A 13,395-nucleotide genomic window follows, 5' to 3' on the forward strand; every position below is an offset into this window, starting at 1 on the left:
ACGGCTTTTTTTGTATCTGGTCTATTACAAATAGGGTAGTATTAGTCATACTAAATGTAGAATGAGTTGTGTTAGCAATGATAAATCCGGCGGATTGGTTATTGCTAACACAATATTTGATTAAGGTTATTTTATGTCTAACGAATTCATGCAAATAGAAGGTGCGTCTCGCAGCCTACATTTGCAAGTAGCGAGAGAGATTGCCCGGGGCATCTTGTCGGGAAGCTTGCCGCAGGGCAGCATTATTCCTGGCGAACTCGACTTATGCGAACAATTTGGTGTAAGCCGCACTGCATTACGTGAAGCGATTAAATTGCTTAACTCTAAAGGTTTATTAGAGTCTCGCCCTAAAATTGGTACGCGTGTGCGTGACCGCGAATACTGGAACTTTTTAGACTCCCAATTACTTGATTGGATGATGGGTTTAAGCAATACCGAACAAGCTTATCAAGAATTTTTGGCTTTACGCCGCGCTATCGAGCCAGAAGCAGCTGCCTTAGCGGCAAGAAATGCTACGGCTGAACAGCGTATGGGCTTGTCGGCTGTTTTTCAACAGATGTTCGATGTTGCCACCGGGGTTGATGAAGACACTTCGTGGACAGACGTAGATATGGAGTTCCACCGTTTGGTATTCCTATCTACTGGTAATAGCTTTTATATTCCTTTTGCTAACGTACTACGCACCATGTTTATCGGTTTTATTGATCACTCTTCTAAAGAAGGTGGCACATGTATTGATGAGCACAAGGCTATTTACGATGCGATTATGGCCGGCAATGCAGAAAAAGCACGTGAAGCTAACCTAGCCTTACTAAATAACAGTAATCACCGTTTGCCTTCTGATAACGCTGCTTAGTATTACCTCGCTGATAATTGCTAAATGCCGACAGTTATACTGTCGGCATTTTTGTTTCTAATTCCAGCATAAAGTATGCAACAACATCTAACTAACTGAGTTATATTGTGTGCGAGCTGGAGCTCATATTTCTTCAATTGCTAAGTGAGTTGATTCATGGATGAGTTAAAACAAGATTATTCTGTTTATGTAGTAGAGCATGAGCTTGAACAGTATTCGCTAATAAAGCGTTGGCTTTGGCTGTTGTTAAGAAGTACCTTTATTATTGTTTTGTTTTATCGCTTAGCCACTCATAAAAACCCTTTAATAAAGCTATTATCTATTCCTTTCTATAAAGTTATTCGTATTGTTTCAGGTGTGCAAATTCCTCGCGCGGCAAAAATCGGTAAAGGCCTATTTTTACCTCACTTTGGCAATATCGTACTAAATAAAAAAGCGCATTATGGTGATGACCTAACTATTTACCATGGGGTTACAGTGGGCGCTAAAGGCGGAGCAAGCAGTGATGCCGGTGTCCCGGTTATCGGTAATAAAGTGAGACTTTCTACTGGTGCTGTTGTTTTGGGTAATATTAGCATCGGTAACAATGTCACTGTTGGCGCTGGTGCTGTTGTGGTTAAAGATGTGCCAGAAAATGCTGTTGCAGTAGGCAACCCTGCGCGTATTTTGGTTAGAGAAGCAAAATCGGCTAACGAATCCTCAGACAGCGTTGACCAAAAGTAGACGAATAACCAACACTGGCTCGACTAAACCACGACAAAGAGTTTGCTCTCCACTGATAAGCTATAAAACTGTTGGTGCTTATTTGTGGCGGACAGCTTTTCTCTATCTATAATTTGCTCTCCAATTCTTCTTTAAGTGACTTTCTTGATTTTTATTTCATGCTTTCAAGAACTTATTTGTTTAGAAGAGGACAAACTATAGAGATAGTGCGTAGTGAAAGGGAGTACAATGCAACGACTTGCCGAGAATGTTTGGGTTGTAGAGGGGCCTTGTGTTCCCTTTTTCGGTTTACCGTATTCTACCCGTATGACCATTATCCGCCTGGATGATTCACAGTTGTGGATCCACAGCCCAATAGCCTTAAACGATAACTTGCTAACAAATATAGCCTCGCTAGGAGAGGTTAAGTATTTGGTCGCGCCAAATCATCTGCATCATCTGTTTATTGAGCCTTGGCAACAGCAGTTCCCTGATGCTCGCCTGTATGGCACAGAACAATTAATTATTAAGCGTAATGATTTGGATTTTGATGGAGCTTTAACCAACAGTTCAAGTGAAGTGTGGCCTTGGCATCAACAGATAAAACAAGTGCTTTTTACCGGTTCACCATTGATGCAAGAATGCATTTTTTACCACCCTTCATCAGGTGTATTAATTGTTACCGACTTACTTGAGAACTTTAACCCAGCTGGTTTTAACTGGTGGCAACGTTTATTGGCAAGAATGACCGGTATAGTTGCGCCGAATGGAAAAATGCCGCTAGATTGGCGGCTTAGTTTTATGTTTGGTAAAGCCAAAGCACGCCAGCATTTAACCCAGATACTCAACTGGCAAGCTGATACTTTAGTGATGTCGCATGGTGAAATTATTCATGAAGATGCGACTAATTTTTTAAAACGCTCTTTTCGGTGGTTGCTGTAAAGCCACTAGTTGTTAATGGCAAAACCAATACCCAAGCTTTGATTATGTTTATTGTAATCAATTAGGGATTCACCATAGCCGTTAAAGTATTTAAGGTAGAGCGCTAGCTCTTGGCTTATACCATAGGACCAGCGTAGGTCTAAAGCGCCTTTGTTTTCTTTTTTAAAGTTATTCCGCCCTAAAAAGCTTAAACGATGGCGCTCATTTATTTGCCATTTGGCCGTTAGTTCGCCATAGCCATAGTAATCTTCCATGTTAGGGTTATCGTCTTCAGACTCGTCTTCTGGTATTCGATACCATGGCTTAATCGCGATGCTTATCGGGCCTGCATCAAAGCCAAATTCTGCGTACACTCGGTTCCAAGAGCGCGAGCGTATTTGTGTTTGTCCGTTCGATTCGTGTACTAAGCCAAGGCGCAGCCATTCAGGCGACCATTGTGATTTTTGGTCAGCTTGGCTGTTCCATTGGTAGAAAAACTCGGGCTCATAGTTGGTTTCTCGAATCGAATCTCCTGAGCGTTCATAAGGCTGCCAAAAGGTTTGTTGAGTGTAAGCAAAGCTTAAATTATCGCTATCGGTAAATAGCGTGAAAGGAAGCGTGAGGCGGAAACTAAACTGAAATTCTACTTCCATTTTTTCTGGCTGTTGACCAGGTACTCCTCCGGCTAAATCAGGGATAGCAGGGGAGGGGTTATATTTAAATGGCAGAATATAGTTATCTCTAAACATGCTCATGCCGGCAAATGTCCATTGGCTGCTGGTAGACATCATTTCACGACGGTCACCGATCCGGTTGAGGGCAACCCCTAAACCAAAAGACTGATTGTGGATATTGTAGTCAAGCATTGACTCGCCATAGCCATTAAAATACTTGGCGTAGAGAGAAAATGCAGGGCTAATGCAGTAAGCAAAACGCAAATCTATAGCGCCTTTATTATCTGATTGTAGATTGTTGCGGCCCATTGCTGTGATGCGGTGGTTACATTGATTGTCACCAAATAAATACCCTACAGTCAGTTCTCCGTAACCATAATAATCAGTGAAGTCACCACCGTTGTTCACTTCGGGGCCTACGGGAATCCACGGTTTAAAGGTGATTAACCAATCGTTATAAGAGGTATCAAACTGGGCGTAAATTCTTTCCCAGGAGCGATCAAAATCACCGTAAGAACCATTTGCTTGATGGCTAAATCCAAGGCTAGCTGCTCGCAACAACCAACGATTTTTGGCAATGCTAAATTGATCGGGGCGCCAAGTGTAAATGAGCTCGGGCTCGTAATTGGTATCACGAAATGGGGACGAGAAGGGTTTGTTATATACCTGCCAAAAACTTTGCTGAGTATAGGCAATGCTAAAGTAGTCTCTTTCACTTAATAGGTTTTCAGCTACGATGAGTTTGCCACTAATTTGAAACTCAGTTTCTAGGTTGTCGATACCTCTGCCATTTTCGGCTTCTTTGGTGGCCAATACCGAAGAGTAATCACCTAAACTAGGTGGATTAGGGTTGTATTTCCCTAGCAAAATATAGGTATCTCGGTAGGCAACTATCCGAGGACCACCGTCTTGCTCTGCCAAGCTAGTACCTGATAGCGATAGCAGCAAGATACTAAGTACTGTTTTCTTCATTCCGTCCCTGAAAATCTTTGTTAACTAGCAAGCTACCGTTAGATCAATGATTTAACATTTTTATGTTAGCGGGGAAAAGAAAAAGAAGCGAGTAAACCTAGTAGAAATTCTTTGTGGGTTAATTTGGTTTGGCGCAAGTAAAAGGGCGCAAAGCGCCCTTTTGGGGAGGGGGCTTAGTTAAGAGATGCTATAAGCAATAACAACGCCTAAGGCCACAAGGCCTAGCGCAAAGGCAAACTGTATTGCGGTAGACAATAATGCTAATACAAAACCCGCTACAGCCGTTGTTCGAAAGACCAAAGAGAATAGAATGCTAGTGATAACTAAAGCAACTAAAGAAGGGAAGAGCCCCTCGCCAATAACCATTTCGGTAAACGCTGTAGCGGCTATGGCAGCAATTACAGCAACAAAACAAACATCTATTCCTGAGCGCTCAATTTTGAGCACTTGAGTGCCCAATTTAATTGGTGCAAGCATAATTAGTGTTAGTAGAGAAAGCGTTAATACTATCGTCATTCCTTTAACCTCTATTCGTTGATAACAATCCTTGTTAAACAGTTACCTAAATCAAGTCTGCTACTAATTAGGTATGACGAAAGAGTAACCTAAGCTGATAATTCACGACCATTCCCCATTTGGGTTAAATTACTTGTTTGTTAATTAATCAACTTTGGCAAGCTTGTAAGAGCAAGGGATGGCGATAGATGAATATTTTGTTACAGCAGAATGTTGGTAGAGCAGTATGAGCTTGAAGCGAGGCAATAAAAAAGCCCCGCTTAGCGAGGCTTTTATAAGAATAGAGTGTATTAAGCTATGTGAACCGCGCCACTCCAGCGTAGGGTTTCGCCATTAATCTCTAATTGATGTTGAGTATCTGATTTCACGTTTGCTTGGTTAGAAACACAAACGGTAATCTGTTTGCCCGACACTAAGTGAATCGCCACTGCTGACGCCACTTTGTTGTGAGCCAATACTTCAACCGAAGTAACTTGGCCACGGGCCTCGGTACTCGCTTCAATCGCTTCATTAAAGTAGCCATGAGTTTCGAACACATTGGCAAACAAGTGATTTTTACCTTGCTGACGTAACAGTAATACTGGTTCGCTGCGCAAGTTGAAATCTGGATCGTTTGCACCGGTACGCGCCATAATAACTTGGCTATTTGTTACTGCAGAACTAACCATTGTGTAATAGCTGTTGCCTTGTAACCAAGTGATTAGGCTTGAGCCTTCAACTTCTGCTGTTGCTTGATGCCATAGGTGCTGGTAACCATTGTTTTCGCCTAAAGGCTTAAGCCGTGCATTGCATTCGTAGTTAAAGTCGCTGCGAATAAACTGGCCAGAGTAGTGAAGGGCGTAATCATAGTTATGCTCTTGCTCGCTTACTAAGCGGAACAAATCCAATACCAAAGGCTTAGCGAAGCCTTCTGCTTCAAACATGATTACACTGCGTTGTTGATCAACTCCAGGGTAGTAGTTGCGTACAAACGCACTCATTGCTTGTAGCTGGTTGTCTCCACTTACAAAGAAGTGCTGTTCGCCCCATTTTTCTTCTGCGGTGGCGGTATCACCTTGGTTTTGGCTTTGGTAGTCAACAACCACAGTGTTGTGAGCAATGGTTTGCTTCGCGTAGCTTTTGTTCTCTGGAATGTAACGGCCGCCAAATTTTGGCTCTACATTTACCCAGCGGCCAAAGCCGTAGTCGTGCAATACTTCTTGGCCACGATTAAATAGGTTGAAGTGCAAGCCGTCAAAATGGCCATGGTCTAAGGCCGAGTGGAGTTTGTGGTCACTACCGTGCTGGCCGAACCAAAGTAGCGCCATGCTGTCGTCTTGCTGAGCATCACGGTGGCGTAAGATTGCTACACCGCCACGGTCGCCCTCTGCGCCATCGGTTAATACTAAGCTGCCCCAGTTAAAGCCACCAATACTTGCAGCATTTTCACTGGCATCCGATAGGCTGGCACCAGAACCATGCACCCAAACTTTAGCTTGGTGTTTGGCCATAGCCACTAAGTTAGCGTCACGTTGGTAACGGCTAAAGCACATGCTGGTAGCAATCAAAATACCTTCGTCGTTAATGTCCATGGTTTTTGATGAATCATTAAGTGCAGGTAACACACCATTAGGAAAGGCGGTAGCCATTACTGCGTAAGTAGTGGTTTTAATAACCTGATCTTTTAGTTGGTAAATACCAATCTCTGGTTGGCGACGCTCAATAGCCTCGGCAAACAAGAAGATTGGGCGCAACGAAAAGCGGTGGTAGTAAGGACCTTCCATGTAGTAACCGTCAGGAGAAAACAGCTGAGTAAGCTGAGCAATAAAGCCACCGCTTACGCTATCACCTTTAAGGCCATACAAGGCTTTATCTACGCTGGCTTGGTCTTGAATCGCGTAACCACAAATACCAACACCTGCTACTGCCCACAAGCCGTGGTTGTGCACAATATCAAAGTCGTGGGCGTACACGTCTACAAACAGCTCAATCATTAACTTAAATAAGTCATTTTCGATCAGTGTTTGCTCGTCTTCTGCCAACTTATGACGAATGCAAGAATAAGCACATGAGGCGTACAGCATCCACATGTTCTCGTTCAATGTCTGGTGGAATAAACGCCCTGGTGGGTTTGAGTCTCGGCTAGTGTTTAGCTCTAAAGTAGGGTACACCTTAGCGTATTCAACCAGCATGCTACGTGCATAATCTAGGTAGCGTTGGTCTTCAGTAATTAGGTACAAGCGGCCAGCTAAATCCAAGTGGATGTAGTTTTGCTTGTGGCGGTTATGCTCATAACCGCCTGCTTCACCGTGGCCTGGGATCTCAATGCCTAAAGGCATGTAGGCTTCTAGTGCGGCAACTTCTGCTGCAATAGATTGACCAATCAGCGAATCGGTATTTAGATGCTTAGCGAGCTCTTTTGCTTCTTCAAAGCTTATCAATAATGGTTGGTAAGTCATGGTTAACCTCGGTTCTTTTCTAACGCCAGAGATCCCTGCCAGCAATAAGTTTGTTGATTATGTTCAATAGTGTGCTGAGTTTCAGCGCTTACATCGCGTTGGTTGCTAAGCATTACGGTGAAATCAATGCCTTCACCTTTAACTTCAATAACGCTGCCAATGTCGTTGCTTACAACTACAGTAACTTGGTTTACTTTGCCGCGAGCATTAGTACTGGCTTCTACGGCTTCGTTAAAGTAACCGTGCGTTTCTAATACGTTAGCAAATACCGTAGATTTAGCTTGGCGGCGTAAAATAAAGCTGGTTTCGCTACGCAGGTTAAACTCTGGGTCGTTAGCGCCCACACGAGTGAAGAACAGCTCGTCGTTTGCTTCGCTGGCACTAATCCAAGAATAGTAGCTATTGCCTTGTAGCCAGCTTACTAAATTGTTTTCAGAGGCTTTGCCTTGCGCTTCGTTCCACAAATGTTGGTAACCAAAGTTGTCACCCATTGGTGCCAATTCTTTATGTGTTTGGTAATCGCTTGTACAACGTACAATTTGACCCTGGTATTGTAGGGCGTAGTCGTAGCTATGTTCTGTGTCGCTAGACAAACGGAAAACGTCTAGTAATAGCGGTGCTTCTAGTGCGTCGTCGTTAATGAGTACTACACTGCGTTGTTGGTCAACGCCAGGGTAAAACTCTTCAGCAAAGGCACTTACCGCTTGTAGATCTTGGTTGCTACTTTCGAAGAAGTGCGGGATGCCGTGTTTGCTGTCTGCCAATTCTACATCGAAGTTGTTTTGACAAGCTTGGTCTACAGCAACTGCGTTGTGAGCAACGGTTTGGCGTGCATAAGATTTGTTTTCATCTAAATAACGACCACCAAATTTAGGTTCTACATTTACCCAGCGGCCAAATCCGTACTCTTTAAGTACCTCTTGTCCACGGTTGAAGAAGCTAATGCCTAAGGTGTCGAAGTGACCATGTCCCATGCCGTGTTGGCCATAGTTCATGACTAATTGGCTAACGTCACCGTCTTTGCTTTGTATACGTACAAAGCCTTGTGCGCCGCGATCACCATTTGGACCTTCGTTTAATTCAACACTTGGCCAGTGAGGAAGGGCTGTGTTGGTTGACTCTTGGTAAGCTTTTGACAACGCCGCGCCGCAGCCATGTAACCAAACTTGCTGCTGAATTTTAGCCATACCAAGTAGTTTTTCATCGTGACCGTAGTGTTTGTAAGCTAGGCTCACTGCCACTACTACACCTTGATCTTTAATGTCCATCGTTAACGAGGCATCGTTTAGCGCCGGGAACACACCGTTAGGGTAGGCGGTAGCTAACATCGCTTTAATGGTTTTACCAATCACTTGGTCTTTGTAGTTAAAGATGTCTAGCTCTGGACGATGGCGGTGCAACACTTCGGCAAATAAACACAGTGGGCGAATCGCATAGCGATGGTAGTAAGGCCCTTCCATGTAGTAGCCTGATGGCGCAAACAGTTGGCTAATTTGGGCTAAGAACCCACCCGTAACATCGTCACCTTTTAGGCCATGTACCGACATTTCTACATATTCTGGTTTGCCAATGGCTAGACCACAAATACCTACCGCTGCCACTGCCCAAAGGCCGTGGTTGTGAATGCGGTCAAAATCAAAACCGTATTTGTCGGTAAACATATCCAACATAGGTTGAAATAGTTGGCTTTCGATATGTTTAACTTGCTCTTCGTTTAACCAGTGCTTAATACAGCTGTAGCCTAAACTTGAATAGAGAAGCCACACGTGTTCGTTAAGAATCTGGTGAAACAAACGCCCTGGTGGGTTGGTATTGCGTTGAATATGAAAGCCAAAGCCTAGGTACTTGTCGGCATACTCGGTCAGTATGTCTGCGGTGTATTGGGCGTATTGCTCTTCACCGGTAATAAGAAATAAGCGACCCGCTTGATTAATGTACTGGTAGTTCTGCTTGTGACGGTTGTGCTCGTAACCACCCGCTTCGCCATGGCCAGGTACTTCAATAGGCTTAGCCATATAAGCCTGAGTTTCGCTAATCATTTTGGCTAAGCTTAAACCCATTAAGCTTTTGGTGTTTAGCTGTTGGCTAATTTCAGCAATTTCCTGCTGGTCTAGTAACACTGCATTTAAATTCGCAAGCATTTGAAACCTCATACACATAATTTATTGATATAAAGTAATACAAATAAAAAATGAATTCAGCATAATCAGGTAAAAAAGTGAACTTACTCACAATATATCTTTTTGCTGTTTATTCGTTCTACAGCATTGTAGCTTACTTGTTGAAGCTATGTAGCATGAGGCTGGATTTGCCTTAAAATTAATCAAAACAAGCTAAGCAAAAAATAATTGGATCTTCATCACACATAAAGTGTTTTTGTATTACAATATAATTAATTTGTAATACACTTAGCTGGCTTTAATTATTTCACACTTAACTTTTGACCTTCAGAGGCGGCTATGAGTATTGATATCGTTGTTGTACTAGCCTACTTCGTATTTTTAATTGCGATAGGTTGGATGTTTCGTACTTTTACATCTTCCACCAGTGACTACTTTAGAGGCGGCGGTAAAATGCTGTGGTGGATGGTAGGTGCGACAGCATTTATGACTCAATTTTCAGCATGGACCTTTACTGGAGCAGCAGGGAAAGCATTTAGCGACGGTTTTGCCATCGTTATCTTGTTCTTAGCCAACGCGTTTGGCTACTTTATGAATTACATTTATTTCGCTCCGAAGTTTCGACAACTTCGCGTAGTTACCGCAATCGAAGCGATTAAAAAACGTTTCGGCCGTACCTCTGAGCAATTTTTTACTTGGCTGGGTATGCCCGACAGTTTGATTTCTGCCGGTGTATGGTTAAACGGTTTGGCAATTTTTGTTGCTGCTGTTTTCAACATTCCTATGGAAACCACGATTATTTTCACCGGTGTAGTATTGGTGATAATGGCCGTAACCGGTGGTTCTTGGGCGGTTGTTGCGTCTGATTTCATGCAAATGTTAGTGATAATGGCGGTAACAATTACCTGTGCCATTGCTGCTTACTTCCATGGCGGTGGTCTAACCAACATCATTGGTAACTTCCATGGCGACTTTGTGATGGGCAGTAACCTTAACTATGTAAGCATTTTCTTATTGTGGATTGTATTCATCTTTGTGAAGCAATTCGGGGTAATGAATAACAGCATTAATGCATACCGCTACTTATGTGCCAAAGACAGTGATAACGCACGTAAAGCTGCTGGTTTAGCTTGTGTGTTGATGATTGTTGGTCCGCTTATTTGGTTCTTACCACCTTGGTATGTAAATGCCTTTATGCCTGACTTTGCGGAAGCTTATAGCACCGTAGGTGGCAGCGATGCAGCTTACTTAGCCTTTGTTCAAAACGTTATGCCAGCAGGTATGGTGGGTTTGTTAATGTCGGCAATGTTTGCCGCTACGATGAGCTCTATGGACTCGGGTCTTAACCGTAATGCAGGTATCTTTATTCGTAACTTCTATTCACCGATTTTACGTAAAGAAGCAGCCAGCGAAAAAGAGCTTATTGTTGCAAGTAAAGCCGCAACGATATTCATGGGCTTTGTGATTATCTCGATTGGCCTATTTATTAACTCGCTACGTCATCTAAGCCTGTTTGACATTGTATTAAACATTGGCGCGTTGATTGGCTTCCCAATGCTGATTCCTGTGCTACTTGGTATGTGGATCCGCAATACGCCTGATTGGGCAGGATGGGCAACCTTAGTAGTTGGTGGTGTGGTGTCTTATGTATTTGGTATCGCGTTAACTTCCGACGACATTCAAAACTGGTTTGGCTTAGAGCAAGCGTTAACTGGTCGTGAATGGGCTGACCTGAAAGTAGGACTTAGCCTAGCTGCACACGTGATATTTACCGGTGGTTTCTTTGTTGGCTCAACCTTGTTCTTTAAAGGGCGTACGCCAGAGCGTGAAGCTGAAGTAGCTGAGCTGTTCCGCGATTGGAATACTCCAGTACATGCAAACACTGAAGGGCAACACAACCTAGATACTAAACAGCGTTCAATGTTGGGTAACCTAATTAGTGTTGCTGGTTTCGGCATCATCACCATGGCATTGATTCCAAATGACATTTCCGGTCGAGCACTGTTTGTTCTGTGCGGAACCATAGTATTGGTAGCAGGGATCTTGTTGGTACAAGCTTCTAGAAAACCAAATAAAAACTTAGACACAGAAGCGATAACGGAATAAACGCGAGAGGCTTAAGCCAAGGCGAGCTCGTCTCGCCTTGGTAAAAGAAGGATTTACCTTAAGCACAACTGAAAACTAACCATAACGAGAAACATTATGACAGCATTTTTTAATTCAGCAGAAACTCCTTGGGATGACCTTGGCGATGGCGTTACCCGTAAAATTGTGGGTCACACAGACCAGTTAATGGTTGTTCACGTACGTTTTGAAAAGGGCGCTATTGGTGCTCCACACGCCCACGAATTTCACGACCAAATTGGTTACGTAGCTGAAGGTAGTTTTGAAGCTGAAATCAACGGCGAAAAAAGAATTGTTAAGAAAGGTGATGCTTACATCGCCCCGCGTACTTTCATGCATGGTGCAGTTGCGCTGGAAGAGGGTAGCGTATTAGTAGATTGTTTCTCACCACCGCGTGAGGACTTCTTGTCTTAAGAGGAAACATTCATGACTGAGTTAAAAGTCGCCTTTATTGGCGAATGCATGGTAGAACTGCAGCAACAAGAAAATGGCCTTCGTCAGAGCTTTGGTGGTGACACGCTAAATACAGCGGTTTATTTTTCGCGTATTAGCCAAAATGCCAAAGCTAGCTATGTTACCGCACTTGGCCGCGATGCCTTAAGCGAGCAAATGATCGCAACATGGCATGCCGACAATATTGATACCCATTTGGTACAGCGTTTAGAAGACAAGTTACCTGGTATTTATATGGTGCAGGTAGACGAGACTGGCGAGCGTAGCTTTTTGTATTGGCGCAACGATTCCGCTGCTAAATTCTGGTTAGAGCGTGCTAGTGACGCTTTAATTGAAGAGCTGACTAATTACGATGTAATTTACTTGTCGGGAATTAGCATTGCAGTGTTGCCAGAAGCATCTCAAGAGAAGCTTTTCCAAGTTTTAGCTCAGTGTAAAAACAACGGGGCGAAAGTTGTATTTGATAACAATTTCCGCCCAGCTTTATGGCAAAGTAAGCAACAAGCTATCGACGCATATGCCAAAGTTCTAGCCTGCACTCATACTGCTATGCTCACCTTTGATGATGAGCAAGAGATTTATGATGATGCGCATATAGAGCAATGCATAGAGCGTACTTTAGCGCTAGGTGTTAGCGAATTAGTGATTAAGCGCGGTAGTAAAGATTGTTTAATCGTTACTGAAGACGGCGCAATTAGTGTTCCAGCTACAAAAGTTGCTAATGTGGTTGATACCAATGCTGCGGGCGACTCATTTGCTGCAGGTTACTTAGTTGCTCGTTTACACGGTGCAAATACCGAACAAGCGGCATTAACTGGCCATAAAGTGGCTGGTACAGTTATTCAGCATAAAGGCGCAGTAATTGACGCCGCACATATGCCAAAGATTCAGCTATTATTTACCGCAGATGCGGAGTAAGAACTAGGAGCAAAACATGAACTTAAATGAACAACTTCAGGCGCTTAAAGTAATTCCTGTTATCGCTATTGATAACGCAGATGATGCTGTGCCATTGGCAAAAGTATTGGTAGATAATGGTTTACCTTGTGCTGAAATTACTTTCCGCACGCCAGCTGCGGCTCAAGCGATTTCTAACATGCGCGAAGCCTACCCTGACATGCTAATTGGTGCGGGCACAGTATTAAACAGTGGCCAAGTTGATCAGGCTATCGAAGCAGGTGTTGATTTTGTGGTTAGCCCTGGTTTCAACCCAACTACTGTGCGTTACTGTCAGCAACGTAACATGCCGATTATTCCTGGTGTTAATAACCCTTCATTGGTTGAGCAAGCGATGGAAATGGGTTTAGACACCTTGAAGTTTTTCCCTGCAGAGCCTTCAGGCGGCGTAGGCATGTTAAAAGCGTTAACGGCGGTTTACCCAGTTAAATTTATGCCAACGGGTGGTGTATCGGTTAAGAACATTAACGATTACCTAAGCATTAATGCTGTACTTGCTTGTGGCGGTACTTGGATGGTTCCAGCGAATCTAATCAAAGAACAAAACTGGGATGCTATCGCTGAGCTAGTTAAAGCTATCGATTTAAACTAGTATTTAGTTTTGTATAAAGAGCCCTTGCAGAGCAATCTGCAAGGGCTTTTTTGTGTTGTATCAATATTGC

Annotated in this window: 11 protein-coding genes; 7 read left to right on the forward strand and 4 right to left on the reverse strand. The window is 43.4% G+C overall.

The window, feature by feature from the left end; all coding sequences use genetic code 11:
- Positions 1-133: 133 nt before the first annotated feature.
- The 3 genes from LQZ07_RS11260 to LQZ07_RS11270 all read left to right on the forward strand — a co-directional run bounded on the left by LQZ07_RS11260 (position 134) and on the right by LQZ07_RS11270 (position 2,500).
- Positions 134-856, forward strand: a complete 723-nt coding sequence (locus LQZ07_RS11260) for a FadR/GntR family transcriptional regulator (protein WP_016404001.1) — start codon at positions 134-136, stop codon at positions 854-856.
- A 156-nt stretch (positions 857-1,012) separates the two neighbouring features.
- Positions 1,013-1,579 carry a serine O-acetyltransferase gene (locus LQZ07_RS24575; RefSeq protein WP_016404000.1) on the forward strand — a complete coding sequence of 189 codons (567 nt, stop codon included), beginning with the start codon at positions 1,013-1,015 and terminating at the stop codon, positions 1,577-1,579.
- Between the two features lie 228 nt (positions 1,580-1,807).
- Positions 1,808-2,500 carry a DUF4336 domain-containing protein gene (locus LQZ07_RS11270; RefSeq protein ID WP_152782365.1) on the forward strand — a complete coding sequence of 231 codons (693 nt, stop codon included), beginning with the start codon at positions 1,808-1,810 and terminating at the stop codon, positions 2,498-2,500.
- 5 nt (positions 2,501-2,505) lie between these two features.
- Here the strand turns inward: LQZ07_RS11270 and LQZ07_RS11275 are convergent, their stop codons facing one another.
- From LQZ07_RS11275 to LQZ07_RS11290, 4 genes are all read right to left on the reverse strand, one after another.
- Entirely contained in the window at positions 2,506-4,125 is a 1,620-nt protein-coding gene (locus LQZ07_RS11275; protein ID WP_152782367.1) for a phospholipase A, read from the reverse strand.
- Positions 4,126-4,302: 177 nt separating this feature from the next.
- Entirely contained in the window at positions 4,303-4,641 is a 339-nt protein-coding gene (locus LQZ07_RS11280) for a hypothetical protein (protein WP_016403997.1), read from the reverse strand.
- 290 nt (positions 4,642-4,931) lie between these two features.
- Entirely contained in the window at positions 4,932-7,079 is a 2,148-nt protein-coding gene (locus tag LQZ07_RS11285; protein WP_152782369.1) for a heparinase II/III family protein, read from the reverse strand.
- Between the two features lie 2 nt (positions 7,080-7,081).
- Positions 7,082-9,220: a heparinase II/III family protein gene (locus LQZ07_RS11290; protein WP_152782371.1), complete on the reverse strand. Its 2,139-nt coding sequence runs from the start codon at positions 9,218-9,220 to the stop codon at positions 7,082-7,084.
- Between the two features lie 318 nt (positions 9,221-9,538).
- Here LQZ07_RS11290 and LQZ07_RS11295 point away from each other — a divergent pair, with 318 nt between their 5' ends.
- The 4 genes from LQZ07_RS11295 (at position 9,539) to LQZ07_RS11310 (ending at position 13,325) form a co-directional block, all read left to right on the forward strand.
- Positions 9,539-11,305, forward strand: coding sequence for a transporter (locus tag LQZ07_RS11295; RefSeq protein ID WP_152782373.1), 1,767 nt, complete (start codon positions 9,539-9,541; stop codon positions 11,303-11,305).
- A gap of 96 nt (positions 11,306-11,401) precedes the next feature.
- On the forward strand, positions 11,402-11,737 hold the full coding sequence (locus LQZ07_RS11300) for a cupin domain-containing protein (protein WP_016403993.1): 336 nt from the start codon (positions 11,402-11,404) through the stop codon (positions 11,735-11,737).
- A 12-nt stretch (positions 11,738-11,749) separates the two neighbouring features.
- Positions 11,750-12,694 carry a sugar kinase gene (locus tag LQZ07_RS11305; RefSeq protein ID WP_152782375.1) on the forward strand — a complete coding sequence of 315 codons (945 nt, stop codon included), beginning with the start codon at positions 11,750-11,752 and terminating at the stop codon, positions 12,692-12,694.
- Between the two features lie 16 nt (positions 12,695-12,710).
- Positions 12,711-13,325: a bifunctional 4-hydroxy-2-oxoglutarate aldolase/2-dehydro-3-deoxy-phosphogluconate aldolase gene (locus LQZ07_RS11310; RefSeq protein ID WP_152782377.1), complete on the forward strand. Its 615-nt coding sequence runs from the start codon at positions 12,711-12,713 to the stop codon at positions 13,323-13,325.
- Positions 13,326-13,395 lie beyond the last annotated feature (70 nt).

Source organism: Agarivorans sp. B2Z047 (genome assembly GCF_023373605.1).
GTDB lineage: Bacteria > Pseudomonadota > Gammaproteobacteria > Enterobacterales > Celerinatantimonadaceae > Agarivorans > Agarivorans albus.

Bases quoted from the DNA above. Each gene is read 5' to 3' on its own strand.
- LQZ07_RS11300 (WP_016403993.1), top strand. From the start codon at position 11,402: ATGACAGCATTTTTTAATTCAGCAGAAACTCCTTGGGATGACCTTGGC.
- LQZ07_RS11290 (WP_152782371.1), bottom strand. From the start codon at position 9,220: ATGCTTGCGAATTTAAATGCAGTGTTACTAGACCAGCAGGAAATTGCT.
- LQZ07_RS11295 (WP_152782373.1), top strand. From the start codon at position 9,539: ATGAGTATTGATATCGTTGTTGTACTAGCCTACTTCGTATTTTTAATT.
- LQZ07_RS11285 (WP_152782369.1), bottom strand. From the start codon at position 7,079: ATGACTTACCAACCATTATTGATAAGCTTTGAAGAAGCAAAAGAGCTC.
- LQZ07_RS11280 (WP_016403997.1), bottom strand. From the start codon at position 4,641: ATGACGATAGTATTAACGCTTTCTCTACTAACACTAATTATGCTTGCA.
- LQZ07_RS24575 (WP_016404000.1), top strand. From the start codon at position 1,013: ATGGATGAGTTAAAACAAGATTATTCTGTTTATGTAGTAGAGCATGAG.
- LQZ07_RS11260 (WP_016404001.1), top strand. From the start codon at position 134: ATGTCTAACGAATTCATGCAAATAGAAGGTGCGTCTCGCAGCCTACAT.
- LQZ07_RS11305 (WP_152782375.1), top strand. From the start codon at position 11,750: ATGACTGAGTTAAAAGTCGCCTTTATTGGCGAATGCATGGTAGAACTG.
- LQZ07_RS11270 (WP_152782365.1), top strand. From the start codon at position 1,808: ATGCAACGACTTGCCGAGAATGTTTGGGTTGTAGAGGGGCCTTGTGTT.
- LQZ07_RS11275 (WP_152782367.1), bottom strand. From the start codon at position 4,125: ATGAAGAAAACAGTACTTAGTATCTTGCTGCTATCGCTATCAGGTACT.
- LQZ07_RS11310 (WP_152782377.1), top strand. From the start codon at position 12,711: ATGAACTTAAATGAACAACTTCAGGCGCTTAAAGTAATTCCTGTTATC.